The following is a 20,444-nucleotide window of genomic DNA, read 5'->3' on the forward strand; positions in this document are numbered from 1 at the left end:
CTGGTCCGCGTGAGCGACGAGCCCCAGCCCCACGAACCCGACCCGTCCCTCTACGAGCCCGCGGAGTCCCTCGACCCCGACGAGTCGCCCGACGCGTTCGAGGAGATCGTCGGCGAGGAGACCGACCGCGATCCGGATCTCGCGGTGATCGAGGCGGGCAGCCGCACCCTGCGGGCCCAGGCCGGACCCCCGCAGCCGGACGTCGTGCCCGGCAGGCCCGAGGACCCCGAGGTGGACCGGGCGCTGCGCGAGGTGGAGGAGGCGCTGGCCACCCGCTGGGGCGAGACGAAACTGGACCCCTCGGTCCAGCGCATCGCCGCGCTGGTGGACGTGCTGGGGGACCCGCAGCGCTCCTACCCCTCCATCCACATCACCGGCACCAACGGCAAGACGACCACGGCCCGCATGGTCGAGGCGCTGCTGTCCGCTTTCGAGCTGCGCACCGGACGCTACAGCTCCCCGCACGTGCAGTCGGTCACCGAGCGCATCAGCATCGACGGCGCCCCCGTCTCCGCGGAGCGCTTCATCGAGACCTACCGCGACATCGAGCCGTACGTCGAGATGGTCGACGCCCGGCAGGACTACCGGCTCTCCTTCTTCGAGGTGCTCACCGGCATGGCGTACGCGGCCTTCGCCGACGCGCCGGTGGACGTCGCCGTCGTCGAGGTGGGCATGGGCGGCAGGTGGGACGCCACCAACGTCATCGACGCGGGCGTCGCGGTGGTCACCCCGATCTCGCTGGACCACACCGACCGGCTCGGCGACACGCCCGAGGCGATCGCGGTGGAGAAGTCCGGCATCGTCAAGCCCGACGCCACGGTGGTGCTGGCACAGCAGCCGGTGGAGGCGGCCTCCGTCGTGCTGAAGAAGGCCGTCGAGGTGGACGCCACCGTCGCGCGCGAGGGCATGGAGTTCGGCATCGTCGAGCGGCAGGTGGCGGTCGGCGGCCAGCAGCTGACCCTGCGCGGTCTCGGCGGCGAGTACCCCGACGTCTTCCTGCCGCTGCACGGCGCCCACATGGCGCACAACGCGAGTGTGGCCCTGGCCGCCGTCGAGGCCTTCTTCGGCATCGGCAGGCAGCAGGCCCGCGCCCTGGACATCGACGTGGTGCGCCAGGCCTTCGCCTCCGTCTCGTCGCCCGGCCGCCTGGAGGTGGTGCGCACCAGCCCCTCCGTGGTGCTGGACGCCGCCCACAACCCGGGCGGGGCGCGGGCCACGGCGGAGGCCGTCAGCGAGGCCTTCGACTTCAGCAGGCTGGTCGGAGTCGTCGCCCCGAGCGCGGGCAAGGACGTCCGCGGGCTGCTGGAGGCCTTCGAGCCGCTGTTGGCCGAGGTCGTGGTCACCCGCAACTCCAGCCACCGCGCGATGGACGTGGACGAGCTGGCCGCGGTCGCCGTGGAGGTCTTCGGCGAGGAGCGGGTCCAGGTCGAGCCGCGGCTGGATCTGGCGCTGGAGGAGGCGGTGACCCTCGCCGAGGAGGAGGGCGAGTACGCGGGGGCCGGGGTGTTGGTCACCGGCTCCGTCATCACGGTCGGCGAGGCCCGGCTGCTGCTGCGAGGGAGGCGCTAGATGCGCATGCTGGGTGCGTCCACGCTGATCGGTGAATTCTTCATCATCGGTTTCGCCGGATTGGTCGCGATGCGAACGAGTGACCTTTCTGCCTCCACCGTCTGGACGGTCAGCGGTATCGCGATGGTGCTGTGTGTACTGCTGTGCGGATTTCTCACCCGTCCGGGTGGCGTGCAGCTCGGCTGGGCGCTCCAGATCGCGTTGATCGCGAGCGGTTTCGTCGTTCCGATGATGTTTTTCCTGGGTGCCTGCTTCGCCGCGCTGTGGTGGGCTTCGGTGCACTTCGGCAAGAAGATCGACGAGGCGAAGGCGCGGTTCGCCGCGCAGTCGGCGGCCCAGGCCGCGCCCGAGCCGGACGCTGCGTGAGACCGGCTGCCCTCACCCATGTAGCCTCTTTTGACCGCCGGGCTTCACGTCGCGTCACCGCGCCCGGCCTGGCGGAGCCTGCCCTCCCTTTGGGGATGCCTCCCGGCGGCAGCCGGGGGACTCCGGCCGGGAGGTGCGCCCAGCCGTCGCACGACCAGCCAAGGAGTCGCCCCACATGCCCGAGCGCACCCTCGTCATCCTCAAGCCCGATGCCGTCCGACGTGGTTTGACGGGTGAGATCATCGGCCGTATCGAGCGCAAGGCGGGCTGGTCTCTCGCGGCTCTCGAGCTGCGCACTCTGGACCGCGCCACGCTGGAGCAGCACTACGCCGAGCACGAGGGACGCCCGTTCTACGAGCCGCTGGTGGAGTTCATGGCCTCGGGCCCGTCCGTCGTCATGGTCGTCGAGGGCGAACGGGTGATCGAGGGGGTGCGTGCTCTCGCGGGGCCCACCGACCCGATCGCCGCCGCTCCCGGCTCGGTACGCGGAGACTTCGGCACCATCGTGCGGGAGAACCTCATTCACGCCTCGGACTCCGAGGAGTCCGCGGAGCGGGAGATGAAGTTTTTTTTCCCGAGTTTTGCCTGAGGCGAGCGGCTTACCGGCACGGGGGGCCGATTGAGGCGCGAGAGGCGCCCGGAGCGCCTCCGACACGACGTCACCATTACGGTGGCGGTTCCCACTTCCGCCGACAATGGCAAAGGAACCGTCTCCACGTGTTCGAGCAAGCGCGTCTACGATGGAACCCTCGCGCTTTGAGCACGCACCGGGCGCGTACCCACCTCCTTCCGTAGCCGCACTCCACATCGCCCCACTTGGAAGGCCAGACGCATCCATGGGAACCAACATGTCGTTCATCGGCCGTGATATGGCTGTCGACCTCGGGACCGCCAACACGCTGGTGTACGTCAGGGGTCGCGGGATCGTCCTCAACGAGCCGTCCGTCGTCGCGATCAACACGAACACGGGCGGAATCCTCGCGGTCGGCGCCGAAGCGAAGAAGATGATCGGCCGCACCCCTGGCAACATCGTCGCGGTCCGGCCGCTGAAGGACGGCGTCATCGCCGACTTCGAGATCACCGAGCGGATGCTCCGCTACTTCATTCTGAAAATCCACAAGCGCCGTTATCTCGCCCGCCCCCGGGTGGTGGTGTGCGTGCCGTCGGGTATCACCGGCGTCGAGCGCCGTGCCGTCATCGAGGCCTCCACCCAGGCCGGCGCCCGCCAGGTGCACATCATCGAGGAGCCGATGGCCGCGGCGATCGGTTCCGGCCTGCCGGTGCACGAGGCCACCGGCAACATGGTCGTGGACATCGGCGGCGGCACCACCGAGGTGGCCGTCATCTCGCTCGGCGGCATCGTCACCGCGCAGTCCATCCGGGTGGCGGGTGACGAGCTGGACAACGCGATCATCCAGCACATCAAGAAGGAGTACAGCCTCCTGCTGGGCGAGCGCACCGCCGAGTCCATCAAGCTCACCATTGGTTCGGCGCACGACCTGGAGAAGGACGAGCACACCGAGATCCGCGGCCGTGACCTGGTCAGCGGCTTGCCGAAGACGGTGGTGATCTCCGCGGGCGAGGTCCGCAAGGCTATTGAGGAGCCCGTCAACGCCATCGTCGACGCGGTCAAGACGACGCTCGACAAGTGCCCGCCCGAGCTGTCCGGTGACGTGATGGACCGCGGCATCGTGCTCACCGGCGGCGGCGCCCTGCTCCGCGGCCTGGACGAGCGGCTCCGCCGGGAGACGGGCATGCCCATCCACATCGCCGAGGACCCGCTGGACTCGGTGGCGCTGGGTTCGGGCAAGTGCGTCGAGGAGTTCGAGGCGCTCCAGCAGGTGCTCGACGCCCAACCGCGCCGCTGACCGGCGAATAGCACGCCTGTTCGCGACAACCGCAATAACTGACCGTTCAGCGGCGGGTCGTTAAGCCCAGTGGCGGCCGCCGTCACGCACCCCGCCCCGGCGGGGCTGCCTCACCAGAAAGGCACGGCCGCCGCACGTGAGGGACACACGAGAAAGCCGGCTGCTGCTCGTCCTGCTGATCGCCATCGCGTTCGCACTGATCACGGTGGACCTCAGAGGGGGCGAGCAGTCTCCGCTCGACGGCGTACGGCAGGGGGCCGCCTCCGCGCTCGGTCCGGTCGAGAGCGGGGTGGCCACCGCGGTCGACCCCGTCGGCAACGCCATCGCCGCCGTCCGCGACTCGGGTGACCGCCACGACAGAATCACCCGCCTGGAGCAGGAGAACGCGGCGCTCAAGCAGCAACTCGGCTCCAAGGACCGCAACCGCGCCCGCGCCAAGGAACTCGACAAGCTCCTCAAGACCGCCGGCGCGGGCGGCTACGGGGTCAAGGGCGCACAGGTCATCGCGATCGGTGCGGCGCAGGGTTTCTCGTGGACGGTCACCCTGGACGCCGGCCGTGAGGACGGCATCCGCCGCGACATGACCGTCCTCAACGGTGACGGACTGGTCGGCCGGGTCACCACCGTCGGCTCCTCCACCTCCACCGTGCTGCTCGCCAACGACCCGGACTTCACCGTCGGCACCCGCATCGAGAAGACCAACGAACTGGGCTTCGCCGCGGGGCGCGGCGGCAACGCGCTCAGCGTCCAGCTCCTCAACGGCAAGGCCAAGGTGGACAAGGGCGACCGGCTGGTCACCTTCGGGTCCAGCAACGACAAGCCGTTCGTGCCCGGCGTGCCCGTCGGCGAGGTCACCAAGGTCGAGCGGAACAAGGGCACGCTCACCCGTACGGTCCAGGTCAAGCCCTACGTCGGCTTCACCCGTCTCGACGTGGTCGGCATCGTCGTCGAGCCCCCGCGCGAGGACCCCAGGGACGAGGTTCTCAGGTCCAAGAAGCCCGCCAAGCCCAAGCCCGCACCCACGGTGACCGTGACCGCCACGCCCGGCGGCGAATCCTCGCCCAGGAGCTGATCCGCAGTGCTGTACGTCAACCGGATGCTTCTCACGGCCGCTCTCGTGGTCGTCGCCCTCATCGTGCAGGTCACCGTGTTGGCCCGGCTCCAACTGCCCGGTGCCGTCCCCGACCTGCTGCTGTTGACCGTCCTCGGCCTCGCGCTGGTCTACGGCCACACCGCCGGCGCCCTCGTCGGCTTCGTCGCCGGACTGCTGGCCGACGTCGCCCCGCCCGCCGACCACGCCGTGGGGCGCTACGCGCTGGTGCTCTGCCTCATCGGCTACGCCGCGGGCCTGACCAAGCCGGAGGCGGGGCAGCACCGCTCGGCGACCGTCCCGATGCTCGTCGTCGCCTCCGCGGCGATCGGCTCCACCCTGCTGTACGCGGGCGTCGGCGCGCTGGTCGGCGACACCGCGGCCCGGCAGGTCGGCCTCACCGGACTGCTGGCCACCGCCACCCTCTACGACCTGCTGCTCGCGCCGTTCGTCGTCCCCCTGGTCATGGCGCTGGCGCGGCGCGGCGAGAAGGATCCGCTCGGTGCCGAACCGGGCGGCGGCAGCGCAGGCGGCGGTATGCGCGCCTACGGCTGGCTCGCCTCCGGCGCCAGCCTCAGCCCCTCGGGCAGCGGTCTGCTCGGCAAGGGCGGCAAGCCGGGCAAGGGTGTGAAAGCCGGCAAACGCACCTCGCGCAACAAGACGATGGACCTGAGCGGCGGCGGCCGGTCCAAGACGGGCGGGATCAAGGGGGTCAAGCGGCTGTGAGAGCCCTCCCTCCCCAGCCTGCGGCCGGGAGGTGCCCCCACCCGACCACCACCCCTCAAGGAGGCGCTTCGCGCCGTGAGTAACATTCCTGAGACCGGCCGCACCTCCCGTGTCACGATCCGGCTGATCGCCATTCAGGTCCTGGTGATGTCGTTGCTGCTCACTCTCGGCGGGCGGCTGTGGTACTTGCAGATCCGCAATGGCGACGAGTACCAGAAGGAAGCCAAGGGCAACCACGTCCAGCAGGTCGTCGAGCCCGCCGTGCGCGGCTCCATCCTGGACTCCCGCGGGGTACCCATCGCCGACAACGAGACCCGGCTGGTCGTCTCCGCCTCCCGCACCGAACTGATGAAGCAGGACGACGAGGGCGAGGCCGTCCTCGAACGGCTCGCCAAGGTCCTCGGCATGGAGGCCAAGACCGTCAAGCAGAAGGTCCGCCTCTGCGACGCGAAGACCCCGCAGCCCTGCTGGAACGGTTCCCCCTACCAGCCGATCCCGGTCACCGACGACGCCAAGCCCAAGCAGGCCCTCCAGATCCGGGAGCGCTCCGAGGACTTCCCCGGCATCACCGCCGAGCCGGAGGCGGTACGCCGGTACGCCGCGCCGTACGGGGCGAACACCGCTCAGGCGCTCGGCTACCTCTCGCCCGTCACCGACGAGGAGATCGAGAAGGCCAAGGACACCGACTCCCCCTTCCTGCCCTCCGACGAGATCGGCCGCTCGGGCCTGGAGCGCACCTACGACAGCAAGCTGCGGGGCAGCTCGGGCGTCACCCGCTACGAGGTCGACAACCTCGGCCGGGTGATGGGGGAGGCCGAGAGCGAGAAGGCCCGCCCCGGGTCCAACCTGGTCACCTCCATCGACTCCCGCGTTCAGGCCGTCGCCGAGACCCAGCTCGACCAGGCGATGAAGAACGCGCGCAAGGAGTTCGACAAGAACACCGGCCGCAACTACAAGGCCGACGCCGGCGCCGTCGTCGTCATGGAGAACAAGACGGGCCGCGTCGTGTCCATGGCCTCCAACCCCGAGTACGACCCCAACGCCTGGGTCGGCGGCATCTCCGGCAAGGAGTACGCGAAGCTCACCGGCAAGGACTCCAACTACCCGCTGCTCAACCGCTCCATCCAGGGCCTGTCTGCGCCGGGATCCATCTTCAAGGTCATTTCCACCAGCGCCGCCGTCAAGGCCGGGTACCCCTTCAACGGCAACTACGAGTGCTCCTCGGACTACAAGGTGGGCGGCCAGGTCTTCAAGAACTACGAGTCCAAGGGCTACGGCGACATCGGCCTCGGCCGCGCCCTGGAGGTCTCCTGCGACACCGTCTTCTACCGGCTGGCCCACAAGGAGTGGAAGAAGGACGGCGGGAACATGCCCAAGAAGGGCGCCCGCGACCACTTCTACAAGACGGCCCACCAGTTCGGCCTCGGCGAGAAGACCGGCATCGACCTGCCCAACGAGGTCTCGGGCCGCGTTCCGGACCGCGAGTGGAAGAAGAACTACTGGGAAGCCAACAAGGACGCCTGGTGCAAGCAGGCCGAGGACGGCGGCGACAACCCCAGCTACGCCGAGAAGATCGCCAAGGAGAACTGCGTCTCCGGCATGAAGATGCGCGCCGGTGACAGCATCAACTACTCCATCGGCCAGGGCGACACCCTCGTCACCCCCATCCAGATGGCCACCATCTACGGCGCCCTCGGCAACGGCGGCACCCTCTACGACCCCACCCTCGGCAAGGCGGTCATCAGCCCCGACGGCAAGACCGTCAACGAGATCGAGCCCACCTCGCACGGCAAGCTGCCGCTGACCAAGAAGACGCTGGGGCAGATGGACAAGGCACTCCAGGGCGTCGCCACGCGCGGCTCGGCGGCCTGGCGGTTCGGCGAGGCCGGCTGGCCCCAGGACAAGATCAAGATTCGTGCCAAGACCGGTACGGCCGAGGTCGCGGGCAAGCAGACCACCTCCTGGCTGGCCACCTACACCGACGACTTCACCGTCGTGATGACCATCTCCCAGGGCGGTACGGGATCCGGCGCCTCCGGGCCCGCCGTGCGCAACATCTACGACGCGATGTACGGCGTCGGCGAGGACGGCGGCATCGACAAGAAGAAGGCCCTGCTGCCCAAGCCCCAGGCCGCGCTGCCCAAGATCTCCAAGGACGGCACCATCGTCCCCCAGCGGGACAAGCGCCCCGCCGACGACGGCGCCAAGCGCCGGGTCGCCGAACCCCCGGCCGAGTCCCCCGAGACGCGGCGCGAGGCCCAGGCGGCGCGGCACGAGGGCGAGCGGCAGCAGCGGCAACGCGACGGCGCCCGCCAGGCACGTACAACCCTCCAGATCGCGGGAGGTGAACGACGATGAGCACCCGCACGTTCGCGCTGGACGGCTACGGTCCCCGCAAGCGGTCCGCCTGGAACCGGCTGACCGCACGCGACTCGGTCGTGTGGCGCATGGACTGGATCATGCTGCTGTCCGGCACGGTCCTCGCCGTCATCGGTTCGCTGCTCGTCTACTCCGCCACCCGCAACCGCACGGAGCTCAACCAGGGAGACCCCCAGTACTTCCTGGTACGGCACATCATCAGCCTCATCGTCGGCGTGGCCCTGATGGGCGCCACCGTGTGGCTCGGCCACCGCAGACTGCGCAGCGCCGTACCGGTGCTCTACGGCGTCACCGTGCTGCTCGCCCTCGCCGTCCTCACCCCGCTCGGCGCCACCATCAACGGCTCCAGGGCCTGGCTGAACCTGGGCGGCGGCTTCACCGTCCAGCCCGCCGAGTTCATCAAGATCACCGTGATCCTCGGCATGGCGATGCTGCTCGCCGCCAAGGTCGACGCCGGCGACCGGGAACACCCCGACCACCGCACCGTGCTGCACGCGCTGGGCATGGCGGCCCTGCCCATCGTGATCATCCTGGCGATGCCCGACCTCGGCTCCGTCATGGTGCTGGTCATGATCGTGCTGGCCGTCCTGCTGGCCTCCGGCGCCTCCAACCGCTGGGTCATCGGCCTGTGCCTGGCCGGGGCCCTCGGCGCGGTGCTGGTGTGGGCGCTCGGGCTGCTCGACGAGTACCAGATCAACCGGTTCGCGGCCTTCGCCAACCCCGCGCTGGACCCGGCGGGCGTGGGCTACAACACCAACCAGGCCCGCATCGCCATCGGCTCGGGCGGCCTCACCGGCAAGGGGCTCTTCGAGGGCACCCAGACCACCGGGCAGTTCGTCCCCGAACAGCAGACCGACTTCGTCTTCACCGTCGCCGGGGAGGAACTCGGCTTCGTCGGCGGCGGACTGATCCTTCTCCTCCTCGGCGTCCTGATCTGGCGCGCCTGCCGGATCGCGCGGGAATCGACGTCGCTCTACAGCACCATCGTCGCCTCCGGCGTGATCGCCTGGTTCGCCTTCCAGGCGTTCGAGAACATCGGCATGACGCTGGGCATCATGCCCGTCGCGGGACTGCCCCTGCCCTTCGTCTCCTACGGCGGCACGTCCATGTTCGCCGTCTGGATCGCGGTGGGACTGTTGCAGTCCATCCGCACCCAGAAACCCATAGCGGCGTAGGGCAGCGCAGGGGAGCCCGGGCGGAGCCATCGGGCGGGTGGGCGACAACCGTTACTCTGGACGACCGGCCCTGTCATCCCCGGAGCCCGTCCGGGGGCACCCCCCAGTGAAAGTGCGCTCACCAGATGCCCGTCGAGTCGGTCTTCCCCCAGCTAGAGGCCCTCCTCCCGCACGTTCAAAAGCCGATCCAGTACGTGGGCGGCGAGCTCAACTCCACCGTCAAGGACTGGGACGCGGCGGACGTCCGCTGGGCGCTGATGTACCCGGACGCGTACGAGGTGGGTCTGCCCAACCAGGGCGTCATGATCCTCTACGAGGTGCTCAACGAGCGCGAGGGCGTTCTGGCGGAGCGCACCTACAGCGTCTGGCCGGACCTGGAGAAGCTGATGCGGGAGCACGACGTCCCGCAGTTCACCGTGGACGCGCACCGTCCCGTCGGCGCCTTCGACGTGTTCGGCGTCTCCTTCGCCACCGAACTGGGCTACACCAACCTGCTGACGGCCCTCGACCTGTCCGGCATCCCGCTGGAGGCGAAGGACCGCACCGAGGACCACCCGATCGTGATGGCGGGCGGACACGCGGCGTTCAACCCCGAGCCGATCGCCGACTACATCGACGTCGCGGTGATCGGCGACGGCGAGCAGGCCGTGCTGGAGGTCAGCGAGATCATCCGGGCCTGGAAGGCCGAGGGCCGCCCGGGCGGCCGGGACGAGGTGCTGCTGCGCCTGGCCAGGACCGGCGGCGTGTACGTGCCGCGCTTCTACGACGTGGAGTACCTGCCCGACGGCCGGATCGCCCGGGTCGTGCCGAACCGCTCCGGCGTCCCGTGGCGGGTGAGCAAGCACACCGTCATGGACCTGGACGAGTGGCCCTACCCCAAGCAGCCGCTGGTCCCGCTGGCGGAGACGGTGCACGAGCGGATGTCCGTGGAGATCTTCCGCGGCTGCACCCGGGGCTGCCGCTTCTGCCAGGCCGGCATGATCACCCGCCCGGTGCGGGAACGCTCGATCACCGGCATCGGCGACATGGTCGACAAGGGGCTGAAGAACACCGGCTTCGAGGAGGTCGGCCTGCTCTCCCTCTCCTCCGCGGACCACAGCGAGATCGGCGACGTCGCCAAGGGGCTCGCCGACCGCTACGAGGAGGACAAGGTCGGCCTCTCGCTCCCCTCCACGCGGGTGGACGCCTTCAACATCGACCTGGCCAACGAGCTGACCCGCAACGGCCGCCGCTCCGGTCTCACCTTCGCCCCCGAGGGCGGCAGCGAGCGCATCCGCAAGGTCATCAACAAGATGGTCTCCGAGGACGACCTGATCCGCACCGTCGCCACGGCCTACGGCAACGGCTGGCGCCAGGTGAAGCTGTACTTCATGTGCGGGCTGCCCACCGAGACCGACGAGGACGTCCTCCAGATCGGCGACATGGCCGTCAACGTCATCGCCAAGGGCCGCGAGGTCGCGCAGTCCAACGACATCCGCTGCACCGTCTCCATCGGCGGCTTCGTCCCCAAGCCGCACACGCCCTTCCAGTGGGCGCCGCAGCTGTCGGCCGAGGAGACGGACGCCCGTCTGGGCAAGCTGCGGGACAAGATCCGCGGCGACAAGAAGTACGGCCGCTCGATCGGCTTCCGCTACCACGACGGCAAGCCGGGCATCGTCGAGGGCCTCCTCTCGCGCGGTGACCGCCGGATCGGCGCGGTGATCCGCGAGGTGTACGAGCGCGGCGGGCGCTTCGACGGCTGGCGCGAGTACTTCTCCTACGACCTGTGGATGTCCTCGGCCGCCGAGGCGCTGGACGGCACCGGCGTGGACGTCGACTGGTACACCACCCGCGAGCGCTCCTACGAGGAGGTCCTGCCCTGGGACCACCTCGACTCCGGTCTCGACAAGGACTGGCTCTGGGAGGACTGGCAGGACGCCCTCGACGAGACCGAGGTCCCCGACTGCCGCTGGGACCCCTGCTTCGACTGCGGGGTGTGCCCGCAGATGGACACCGAGATCCAGATCGGGCCCACGGGCAAGAAGCTGCTGCCGCTCACCGTGGTCAAGTAGGCGCGTGCGGGGGCCGGATACGGCCCCCGGCCGAGCCCCCGGGCCGGCCCGGCCGAGGGCGCTGGCACACTGGCGCGATGCCGCAGCTGAGTGAGCCCGCGACCGCCGTGCACCTCTCCTTCGTCGCCGCGATGGAGGAGTTCGCCGCCGAGGGGCGGGGTGCGCCCGAGGACGGTTCGGCGATCGCCCGTGACCTGCGCAGGTTCGGGAAGAGCTGGCAGGATCCGGACGTCTTCGCCGAGTACGTGGCCTTCGTCCGCAGCCAGGCCACGCAGGAGACGGCCGCCGCCCTCCGCCACCGGCTCAACGCCATGCTGCTGGAGTACGGCGGCCACATCGGGTACGACGTGCGGCGGACCGCGCGGCGCCGCGGGTACGCGACCGCGATGCTGCGTGCCGCGCTGCCGCGTGCCGCGGCGCTCGGTGTCGAGCGGGCGCTGGTGACCTGCGACCACGACAACGTGGCGTCCCGCAGGGTGATCGAGGCGTGCGGCGGTGTCTTCGAGGTCCGGCGCGGGGTCAAGCTCCGTTACTGGATCGCCACACCGGCGGCCGAACCGGCTGCGTCCTCGCCCCCGTCCTCACCCGCGTGAGTGAACGCGTATCGGCCACGGCCCGGGCCGCACGCGCTGCGGGCCGCGCGCTGCGGGACGCCGGACGCGCGGTGGGCCGCTCCCTGCGGGACGCCGGGCGCGCGGCCGGCGCGGCTTACGCCGCGGTCCGTTCCTCCTTCCGTGCGACCGGGGCCGAGCTGCGGCGCGCCCTGTTCGGAGCGCCCCGCTCCCGGGAGCGGGAGCCGCTGCCGTAGGGCGGCCGCGTACCCTGGGCAGAAGGATCATCCGCACAAACGCACAACGCGTCCGGGTATCGGCCCCGGGGACACGCCGGGGACGGGCCCTCCGGGACGCGTGGCGTCCGGCCGCGGGTGAGGTGCTCCGCGCTCGCGCGGCGCCGCCCTGGCGGCCGGTGCGGACCTCCGCCTTCGTATCGTCCTGTCAGACAGGGGCGGCCCGCCTGAGCGTGCCGCCCGGCACCGAGGAGGGAACCACTGGGCAAGCGACAGCCCGAAGGCCCGCCGCCCGCACCGGCCGTGCAGCGCGTCCGCCTGCGCTACACCAAGCGAGGCCGCCTTCGGTTCACCAGCCACCGCGACTTCCAGCGTGCCTTCGAGCGGGCACTGCGCCGCGCCGAAGTGCCCATGGCGTACTCGGCGGGGTTCACCCCGCACCCCAAGGTCAGCTACGCCAACGCCGCTCCGACCGGAACCGGCAGCGAGGCGGAGTACCTGGAGATCGCCCTCGTCCAGCGGCGTGACCCCGAGCAGTTGCGCGCGCTGCTGGACGCCTGCATGCCGGACGGTCTCGACGTCGTCGACGCGGTCGAGGCGCACGGCTCCGACTTCAGCGACCGGCTCGAGGCGTCCGAGTGGGAGCTGCGGCTCGCCCGCGTGGAGCCGGAGACGGCGCGCGCCGCGGCCGAGGCGTTCCTGGCGGCCGAGACGGTCGAGGTCGAGCGCCGGACCAAGAAGGGCATCCGCACGTTCGACGCCCGCGCCGCCGTCCTGGCGCTCGGGGTGTCCCCCGCTCCGGGGGCGCCTCCCGGACGAAGCCCGGGGCCGGGAGCGGGAACCGTCGCCTCCCGTCAGGACGGCGCCGATAGGCCGGGCGAGGGGGGCTGTGCGATACTGCGGCTGGTAGTACGACACGTGACACCTGCCGTACGACCCGACGACGTCCTGTCCGGTCTCCGCGCTACGGCCGACCTGGCGCCGCCGGTCCCCGCAGCGGTGACCAGGCTGGCGCAGGGGCCGCTCGACGAGGAGAGCGGCGCGGTGACCGACCCGTTCGCACCCGACCGTGACGCGGTCCCGGAGCCCACAGGCACCGGGGTTTCCAGCGCCGGGACGGTGCCGGGCCCCACCGCGTAGGAGCGCCGCCGAAGCCGCGCGCCGCCGCTGAACGCACGCCAGGGAGCCACCCGGGCCGCTGTACGGCAGGCGAGCGCACAGACCAGCAGACTTTCGCCGTAGCCGGGCCGGACCAGGGCCGGAACCGGCGAGTGAGACAACAGCTCCCGTGCGGCGCCCGCGCCCCGGAGAGCGGCCCGCCCCCCGGCGGGCCGCCCCGGTACGAACGAGCGCGGCGCCCGGGAGCGTGACGGGAGAACCGCCCGCATGCTCGAACCAACTGAATCCAACGAGGCAGAGGCCCCGACGACCGGCGCCGCTCCCGCGGGGTCCGTCGTCTCCGGCGACGCCACCGCCGGTGGCGGGGACGCCCAGGCGCCGCAGACGGCCGGGGGTGCGCAGAGCACGCCCAGCGACACGCTGCCGCCCCGCCGCCGTCGCGCGGCCAGCCGCCCCGCGGGCCCGCCCACGGGCGCTGAAGCGTCCGCTTCCGGGTCCGAGGCCCTCACCGTACGAGACAGCGCGGCCCAGGCCCCGCAGGGCGCGGCCCCCGAGGCCCCGCAGGCCGGTGACGCCGCCGACGCCCCCGCCCCCGCCGCGCGCACCCGCCGCAGGGCCACCCGGAAGGCGACGGCCCCCGCCGGGTCCCCGCCCCCGGCCGACCCCGCGACCCGGTCCGCCGAGGCCGAGCCGGCCGAGGCCACCGACTCCGGTGCGCGGCAGCCCGCGGCCGGTGGCGGCCGAAGGACAGGCGAGGCGCCCGCCGCCACTTCCGAGGCCGCCGCCGAGGAGCCGAAGCCGCGCACCCGCCGCCGCGCCACCCGGAAGGCGACCGCCCCCGCCGGCGCTCCGGCCACGGCCGCCGAGGGGGAGACCTCCGGCGCGTCGGCCGAAGCCGAGCAGGCCGGGGAGCAGGCCCCCAAGGCAGCTCGCACCCGCCGCCGGGCCACCAGCCGCAAGGTCTCGCCCGCCGCGCCTGAGCAGGAGACGGCCGACGCCGCCGCGCCCGCCGACGCCGCCGCACAGACGGCCACCGGGTCAGCGGGCGAGGACACCCCGGAGCAGCCCGCGCCGCGTACCCGCCGCCGCGCCACCCGCGCGACCACCGCCCCCGAGCCCGAGACCCCCGAAGCCGACGGCACTGCCGCGGCCTTTGAGGGGACGCCGGCGCAGCCGGAGAGCCCGCGCGGCGCCCGCACGTCCGAGGACACCGCGGAGGCGGCGCCCAAGAGCCGTACCCGCCGCCGCGCCACCCGCGCGTCGGGCGCGACCGAGGCGACCGCGCAGCCGGCTGGGGAGGCCGGGCAGCCGGCCGCCGAGCCCGAGGCGAGCGCACCGGCGCCCGCCGCGCCCGAACGCGCTGCCGAGGAGGAGCCCGCAGCCGAGTCGGCCTCCGGCTCGCAGGGCCGCTCCCGGCGCCGTGCGACCCGCAAGTCGGACGAGGCGGAGCAGACAGGACAGACGGGCAGGAGCGGCAAGGCGGGCAGGCGCCGGGCGACGGACGGGGCCGAGGAGCCGGCCGCCGGCGCCGACGAGCAGGCCGGTGCCGACGAGGGCGACCAGGGCCGTGCGGCCTCGCGGGTCGCCCGCGGCTTCGCGGCGCCGCCCACGGCGAAGAAGCGGCAGCGCGCCGAGCCCGCGGCCGCCGAAGGGGAGGAGACCGGGGAGTCGGCCGGCCGCCGCAAGCGGCCGACGCCGCCCATGGCGGTCTTCCAGGCGCCCGTCTTCACCGAGCCGGCCTTCCAGACCCCGCAGAGCGCCGCCGCCGCGGCCGAGGCGGAGCGCAGGGCCGGGAGCGAACCGGAGGAGGAGCCCGAGCCGGAGCCGGAGACGGCGGAGGAGGGCGCGGGTGCCTCGCGCCGTCGCCGTCGCCGCCGTGCGGACGCGTCCGAGCAGGCCCCCCGTGAAGAGGGCCGGGAGGAGCGCGAGGCCCGTACGTCCGAGCAGGAGACCGACGCCGACGCCGACGCCGACGCCGAGACCGACGGCGAGCCGGACGAGGAGGACGAGGCCGCGCAGGGGGGCGAGCGCCCCACGCGTCGCCGCCGCCGGGGCGGCCGTCGCCGTCGCCGGGGCGAGAGCGGCGAGCAGGGCGAGGGCGCGGACTCCGACGAGGCGGAGGCCGGCCCCCGGGCGGCCCGGGACACCGAGGCCGCCGAGAGCGAGGGCGGCGCCGGGGAGGAGGCCGCCGAGGCCGACGAGGAGGGCGACGCCGGGGGCGGCGGCTCCACCAGCAGCTCGCGCCGTCGCAGGCGCCGTCGTCGCCGTTCGGGGGACGCGGAGGAGCGTTCGGGCGGGCCCGCCACCGCCGACGACCCCGAGCGCACCGTCGTCAAGGTCCGCGAGCCCCGCAAGAAGAAGGACACCGAGCCGGCCGACGAGGTGCAGGCCATCAAGGGCTCCACGCGGTTGGAGGCCAAGAAGCAGCGCCGCCGCGAGGGGCGTGAGCAGGGCCGCCGCCGGGTGCCGATCATCACCGAGGCGGAGTTCCTCGCCCGCCGCGAGGCCGTCAAGCGGGAGATGATCGTCCGCCAGAGCGGCGAGCGCACCCAGATCGGCGTCCTGGAGGACGACGTGCTCGTCGAGCACTTCGTCAACAAGGAGCAGTCGACCAGCTACGTCGGCAACGTCTACCTGGGCAAGGTGCAAAACGTCCTGCCGTCGATGGAGGCCGCCTTCGTCGACATCGGCAAGGGCCGCAACGCCGTGCTGTACGCGGGCGAGGTCAACTTCGAGGCCCTGGGCATGTCGGGCGGCCCGCGCCGCATCGAGACCGCGCTCAAGTCGGGCCAGTCGGTGCTGGTGCAGGTCACCAAGGACCCGATCGGCCACAAGGGCGCCCGTCTGACCAGCCAGGTCTCGCTGCCGGGACGCTACCTCGTCTACGTGCCCGAGGGCTCGATGACGGGCATCAGCCGCAAGCTGCCCGACACCGAGCGCTCGCGGCTCAAGCAGATCCTCAAGCGGGTCGTCCCCGAGGACGCGGGCGTCATCGTGCGCACCGCGGCCGAGGGCGCCAGCGAGGACGAACTGCGCCGCGACGTGGAGCGGTTGCAGGCCCAGTGGGAGGAGATCCGCAAGAAGTCCCACAAGGGCAACGCGCCCACGCTGCTGTACGGCGAGCCGGACATGACGGTCCGCGTGGTGCGGGACATCTTCAACGAGGACTTCTCCAAGGTCATCGTCAGCGGCGACGAGGCGTGGGAGACCATCCACGGCTACGTCGAGCACGTGGCGCCCGACCTGTCCGACCGGCTCCAGAGGTGGACCTCGGACGTGGACGTGTTCGCCACGTACCGCATCGACGAGCAGCTGGCCAAGGCGCTGGATCGCAAGGTGTGGCTGCCCAGCGGCGGCTCGCTGGTGATCGACAGGACCGAGGCGATGATCGTCGTCGACGTCAACACCGGCAAGTTCACGGGCCAGGGCGGCAACCTGGAGGAGACCGTCACCAGGAACAACCTGGAGGCGGCCGAGGAGATCGTCCGCCAGCTGCGGCTGCGCGACCTCGGCGGCATCATCGTCATCGACTTCATCGACATGGTCCTGGAGTCCAACCGGGACCTGGTGCTGCGCCGCCTGCTGGAGTGCCTGGGCAGGGACCGCACCAAGCACCAGGTGGCGGAGGTCACCTCGCTGGGCCTCGTCCAGATGACCCGCAAGCGGGTCGGCCAGGGGCTGCTGGAGTCCTTCTCCGAGCCGTGCGTCCACTGCAACGGGCGCGGCGTGATCGTGCACCTGGACCAGGTGACGGCCGCGCCGGGCGCCGGTGGCGGCGGCAAGAAGGGCAAGAAGGGCAAGGGCAAGGGCGAGTCGAAGGCGGAAGCCAGGGCCGAGGCCAAGGACACGGCCAAGGCGGACGCCCGGCCGGAGGGTCCTGGCAAGGGCGGCGGTCGCCACGGCGGCAGGCCGGAGCCGGCCGAGGAGCGGACCGCGCCGGAGCCCTCGCCCGCGACCGCTCCGGCGGCCGCGGCCGTGGAGCCCGCCGACACGGCCGAGGCGGCGGAGCTGGCACCGGCGCCCGTCGAGTTCGTCCCTGACGAGGACCTGTTCAGCAGCGCGGCCGAGGCGGAGGCGGCGGCGTCCGCCCCGCGGGGCCGTGGCCGGCGCCGGGGCAGCCGGAAGGCGGGCGCGCCCGCCGGCTCGCCGCCGAAGGCCGCGAGCGAGACCGCCGAGGTGGTCAGGCCCGCCGAGCCGGTCGCCGTCGAGGCGGCGCCGGAGCCGGTGCCCGCCGCGGAGCCGGTGTCGGCACCCGAGCCCGCTGCCGCGGCGCCTCGGGCGCGCCGGCGGGCGACACGGAAGGCGAGCGCTCCGGCCGGAGCGCCCCGTACGAGTGACGACACCGGTGCGGTGATGGTCGTCACCGCCGAGGAGGCGCCCGCGCCCGCCGCCGCTGCCGAGCCTGCTGACGGTGGCGAGGTCGTCACCGATGTGGCTCCCGCGCGGCCCCGGCGCAGGGTGACGCGCACGGTGACCACCACGGCCCCCGAACAGGAGGCCGCGGCGGAGCCGCAGTCGGAGTCGGGTGCGGAGTCGGAGTCCGCGACGGAGAAGAAGGCCGCCAAGAAGACGGCGAAGGCCGCCAAGACGGCCAAGACCGCCAAGAAGGCGGCGGCCAAGAAGACGACGACGGCGAAGAAGGCGACGGCCAAGAAGGCGGCGGCGAAGACGACGGCCGCCAAGACCACGGCCAAGACGGCGACCGCCAAGAAGACGACGGCCAAGAAGACCGCGAAGAAGAGCGCCGCCAAGAAGACGGCCGCTGCCGGTCAGGAGGGCACGTCGTCGGTGTCGGCACCGGCTGCCGAGGAGTGAGCCGGACCTGAGCCGCCGTCCGGGACCGGGGTGCTGTGCGCCCCGGCCCCGGACGGCGGCAGCGAGGCCGGAGGTACCGCGGGGCCCGGCGGGGGGCCCGTCCGGATGGGGTACCCTTGACCGTCGGCGTGTCGTTTCTGCGACGCGCCGCTCCTGAGCAACCACCTCCCCTTCCGGGGGGAGAGGCCGTTCAATCCTTCCGGATCAGCTCCGCGCTCGGCGTGGGCGTCGGACGGCTGGCATCAGGGGCTCCGTTTCGAGCGAAGGAGAGTTCCGCGTGTACGCGATCGTGCGCACCGGCGGGCGCCAGCAGAGGGTCTCTGTGGGCGACGTCATCGAGGTTGACCGTATTTCCACCAGCAAGGTCGGCGACACCGTCGAGCTCTCGACCCTGCTCGTCGTCGACGGTGACGCGGTCACCAGCGACCCCTGGGTGCTGGACGGTGTCAAGGTCACGGCCGAGGTGGTGGACCACCACAAGGGCGACAAGATCCGGATTCAGAAGTACAAGAACAAGACCGGATACAAGAAGCGCATCGGCCACCGCCAGCTGCACACCGCGCTGAAGGTCACCGACATCCCCGCCCCGGCCAAGAAGTAAGGACTGAGGAGAGATGGCACACAAGAAGGGCGCATCGTCCACCCGGAACGGTCGCGACTCCAACCCGCAGTTTCTCGGCGTGAAGCGCTTCGGCGGTCAGGTCGTCAGCGCGGGTGAGATCCTGGTCCGCCAGCGCGGCACCCACTTCCACCCGGGCAAGGGCGTCGGCCGCGGCGGCGACGACACCCTGTTCGCGCTGGACGCGGGCGCGGTGCAGTTCGGCACCCACCGCGGCCGCAAGGTCGTGAACGTCGTCCCGGCCGCTCAGTAAGCAGCCGGACGGCACACTCACTCACTCCGAGGGCGGACCTCCTCTCCCCGCCGTACGCGCACGCGCCGTACGGAAGGGAAGCGGGTCCGCCCTCGGCGCGTTCCCCCTCAGTACGCCGGTACATCAGTACCGCAGCACATCGGCACGCCAGCACGCCTTGGAGGCACACCCCTATGACCACCTTCGTGGACCGCGTCGAACTGCACGTCGCCGCGGGTAACGGTGGGCACGGCTGCGCCTCCGTGCACCGGGAGAAGTTCAAGCCGCTCGGCGGCCCGGACGGCGGCAACGGCGGGCGCGGCGGCGACGTCGTCTTCGTCGTCGACCCGGACGTGACGACGCTGCTGGACTACCACCACAGCCCGCACCGCAAGGCCACCAACGGCAGGCCGGGCGAGGGCGGCCACCGTTCGGGACAGGACGGCAAGAGCCTGGTTTTGCCGGTGCCGGAGGGCACCGTCGTCCTCGACCGGCACGGTGAGGTGCTGGCCGACATGGTCGGCGCGGGCACCACCTTCATCGCCGGGCAGGGCGGCCGGGGCGGACTCGGCAACGCCGCGCTGGCCTCCGCCCGGCGCAAGGCGCCGGGCTTCGCCCTGCTGGGGGAGCCCGGCGAGGAGCGGGACGTGGTCCTGGAGCTGAAGACGGTCGCGGACGTCGCGCTCGTCGGCTACCCGAGCGCCGGCAAGTCGTCGCTGATCTCGGTGCTCTCCGCGGCGAAGCCGAAGATCGCCGACTACCCCTTCACCACCCTGGTGCCGAACCTGGGCGTCGTCACCGCGGGCGCGACGGTCTACACGATCGCGGACGTTCCAGGGCTGATCCCCGGCGCCAGCGAGGGCAAGGGCCTCGGGCTCGAATTCCTCCGGCACGTCGAGCGCTGCTCCGTGCTGGTGCACGTGCTGGACTGCGCCACCTTGGAGACCGACCGCGACCCGCTCAGCGACCTCGACGTGATCGAGTCGGAGCTGTCCCGCTACGGCGGTCTCGACGACCGCCCGCGCGTCGTCGTCCTCAACAAGACCGACATCCCCGAGGGCAAGGACCTCGCCGACCTCGTACGGGCCGAGATCGAGGCTCGCGGCCTGCCCGTCCTGGAGGTCTCGGCCGTCTCCCGGCAGGGCCTCAAGGAGCTGTCGTACGCGCTCGCCCGTCTGGTCGACGAGGCCCGCGCGGAACGTCCGGCGCCGGAGGCCACCCGCGTCGTGATCCGCCCCAAGGCGGTGGACGACGCGGGCTTCACGGTGACCCGCCTCGACGAGGGCATGTTCCGGGTACGCGGCGAGAAGCCCGAGCGCTGGGTGCGGCAGACCGACTTCAACAACGACGAGGCCGTCGGCTACCTCGCCGACCGCCTCGCCCGCCTCGGCGTCGAGGAGGAGCTGTTCAAGGCGGGCGCCCGGGAGGGCGACGGCGTGGCCATCGGCGCCGAGGACGACGCGGTCGTCTTCGACTGGGAACCCACCATGATCAGCGGTGCCGAGATGCTCGGCCGCCGCGGCGAGGACCAGCGCTTCGACGCGCCCCGCCCCGCAGCGCAGCGCCGCCGCGACCGCGAGGCCGAGCGCGATGAGGTCCTGGGCGAGTACGAGGGCTTCGACCCGTTCGAGTGACCGTCCGACGCCGC

16 protein-coding genes are annotated in these 20,444 nt (G+C 72.1%); all 16 read left to right on the forward strand.

Annotated features, from left to right (window positions below):
- Positions 1-9: 9 nt before the first annotated feature.
- A complete protein-coding gene (gene folC, locus DQ392_RS26530) occupies positions 10-1,569 on the forward strand; it encodes a bifunctional tetrahydrofolate synthase/dihydrofolate synthase (RefSeq protein ID WP_114018238.1) in 1,560 nt (519 codons plus the stop codon).
- Positions 1,570-1,935 (forward strand): DUF4233 domain-containing protein, encoded by a 366-nt coding sequence (locus tag DQ392_RS26535; protein ID WP_114018239.1) that lies wholly within the window; start codon positions 1,570-1,572, stop codon positions 1,933-1,935. It begins immediately after the preceding gene.
- A 175-nt stretch (positions 1,936-2,110) separates the two neighbouring features.
- A complete protein-coding gene (gene ndk, locus DQ392_RS26540) occupies positions 2,111-2,524 on the forward strand; it encodes a nucleoside-diphosphate kinase (protein ID WP_114018240.1) in 414 nt (137 codons plus the stop codon).
- 259 nt (positions 2,525-2,783) lie between these two features.
- Positions 2,784-3,803 carry a rod shape-determining protein gene (locus DQ392_RS26545; protein ID WP_114018637.1) on the forward strand — a complete coding sequence of 340 codons (1,020 nt, stop codon included), beginning with the start codon at positions 2,784-2,786 and terminating at the stop codon, positions 3,801-3,803.
- A 136-nt stretch (positions 3,804-3,939) separates the two neighbouring features.
- Positions 3,940-4,875 carry a rod shape-determining protein MreC gene (gene mreC, locus DQ392_RS26550; RefSeq protein ID WP_114018241.1) on the forward strand — a complete coding sequence of 312 codons (936 nt, stop codon included), beginning with the start codon at positions 3,940-3,942 and terminating at the stop codon, positions 4,873-4,875.
- A 9-nt stretch (positions 4,876-4,884) separates the two neighbouring features.
- Positions 4,885-5,619, forward strand: coding sequence for a rod shape-determining protein MreD (mreD, locus tag DQ392_RS26555; RefSeq protein ID WP_114018638.1), 735 nt, complete (start codon positions 4,885-4,887; stop codon positions 5,617-5,619).
- A gap of 75 nt (positions 5,620-5,694) precedes the next feature.
- Positions 5,695-7,977: a penicillin-binding protein 2 gene (gene mrdA, locus DQ392_RS26560; protein WP_114018242.1), complete on the forward strand. Its 2,283-nt coding sequence runs from the start codon at positions 5,695-5,697 to the stop codon at positions 7,975-7,977.
- Positions 7,974-9,173 carry a rod shape-determining protein RodA gene (gene rodA, locus DQ392_RS26565; protein WP_114018243.1) on the forward strand — a complete coding sequence of 400 codons (1,200 nt, stop codon included), beginning with the start codon at positions 7,974-7,976 and terminating at the stop codon, positions 9,171-9,173. The genes mrdA and rodA overlap by 4 nt, the downstream gene beginning before the upstream one ends.
- Before the next feature lie 125 nt (positions 9,174-9,298).
- Complete coding sequence (locus DQ392_RS26570) at positions 9,299-11,224, forward strand: TIGR03960 family B12-binding radical SAM protein (RefSeq protein ID WP_114018244.1); 1,926 nt, start codon at positions 9,299-9,301, stop codon at positions 11,222-11,224.
- A gap of 77 nt (positions 11,225-11,301) precedes the next feature.
- A complete protein-coding gene (locus DQ392_RS26575; protein WP_114018245.1) occupies positions 11,302-11,817 on the forward strand; it encodes a GNAT family N-acetyltransferase in 516 nt (171 codons plus the stop codon).
- Positions 11,814-12,032 carry a hypothetical protein gene (locus tag DQ392_RS26580; protein ID WP_114018246.1) on the forward strand — a complete coding sequence of 73 codons (219 nt, stop codon included), beginning with the start codon at positions 11,814-11,816 and terminating at the stop codon, positions 12,030-12,032. Before DQ392_RS26575 ends, DQ392_RS26580 begins: the two co-directional genes overlap by 4 nt.
- A gap of 282 nt (positions 12,033-12,314) precedes the next feature.
- On the forward strand, positions 12,315-13,151 hold the full coding sequence (locus DQ392_RS26585; RefSeq protein ID WP_114018247.1) for a TIGR03936 family radical SAM-associated protein: 837 nt from the start codon (positions 12,315-12,317) through the stop codon (positions 13,149-13,151).
- A gap of 246 nt (positions 13,152-13,397) precedes the next feature.
- Complete coding sequence (locus DQ392_RS26590; protein ID WP_114018248.1) at positions 13,398-17,945, forward strand: ribonuclease E/G; 4,548 nt, start codon at positions 13,398-13,400, stop codon at positions 17,943-17,945.
- A 277-nt stretch (positions 17,946-18,222) separates the two neighbouring features.
- The gene (gene rplU, locus DQ392_RS26595; protein ID WP_114018249.1) at positions 18,223-18,546 is read left to right on the forward strand and encodes a 50S ribosomal protein L21; all 324 of its coding nucleotides are present in this window, start codon (positions 18,223-18,225) and stop codon (positions 18,544-18,546) included.
- 13 nt (positions 18,547-18,559) lie between these two features.
- A complete protein-coding gene (gene rpmA / locus DQ392_RS26600; RefSeq protein ID WP_114018250.1) occupies positions 18,560-18,817 on the forward strand; it encodes a 50S ribosomal protein L27 in 258 nt (85 codons plus the stop codon).
- Between the two features lie 173 nt (positions 18,818-18,990).
- Positions 18,991-20,430, forward strand: coding sequence for a GTPase ObgE (gene obgE / locus DQ392_RS26605; RefSeq protein WP_114018251.1), 1,440 nt, complete (start codon positions 18,991-18,993; stop codon positions 20,428-20,430).
- The last annotated feature ends 14 nt before the right edge of the window (positions 20,431-20,444 follow it).

It is taken from the genome of Streptomyces reniochalinae (genome assembly GCF_003323735.1).
GTDB classification, from domain to species: domain Bacteria; phylum Actinomycetota; class Actinomycetes; order Streptomycetales; family Streptomycetaceae; genus Streptomyces; species Streptomyces reniochalinae.

Excerpts from the sequence above, each read along its gene's own strand:
- ndk (WP_114018240.1), top strand. The coding sequence starts at position 2,111 with ATGCCCGAGCGCACCCTCGTCATCCTCAAGCCCGATGCCGTCCGACGT.
- rpmA (WP_114018250.1), top strand. The coding sequence starts at position 18,560 with ATGGCACACAAGAAGGGCGCATCGTCCACCCGGAACGGTCGCGACTCC.
- DQ392_RS26575 (WP_114018245.1), top strand. The coding sequence starts at position 11,302 with ATGCCGCAGCTGAGTGAGCCCGCGACCGCCGTGCACCTCTCCTTCGTC.
- DQ392_RS26545 (WP_114018637.1), top strand. The coding sequence starts at position 2,784 with ATGTCGTTCATCGGCCGTGATATGGCTGTCGACCTCGGGACCGCCAAC.
- obgE (WP_114018251.1), top strand. The coding sequence starts at position 18,991 with ATGACCACCTTCGTGGACCGCGTCGAACTGCACGTCGCCGCGGGTAAC.
- rodA (WP_114018243.1), top strand. The coding sequence starts at position 7,974 with ATGAGCACCCGCACGTTCGCGCTGGACGGCTACGGTCCCCGCAAGCGG.
- DQ392_RS26590 (WP_114018248.1), top strand. The coding sequence starts at position 13,398 with ATGCTCGAACCAACTGAATCCAACGAGGCAGAGGCCCCGACGACCGGC.
- DQ392_RS26535 (WP_114018239.1), top strand. The coding sequence starts at position 1,570 with ATGCGCATGCTGGGTGCGTCCACGCTGATCGGTGAATTCTTCATCATC.
- DQ392_RS26570 (WP_114018244.1), top strand. The coding sequence starts at position 9,299 with ATGCCCGTCGAGTCGGTCTTCCCCCAGCTAGAGGCCCTCCTCCCGCAC.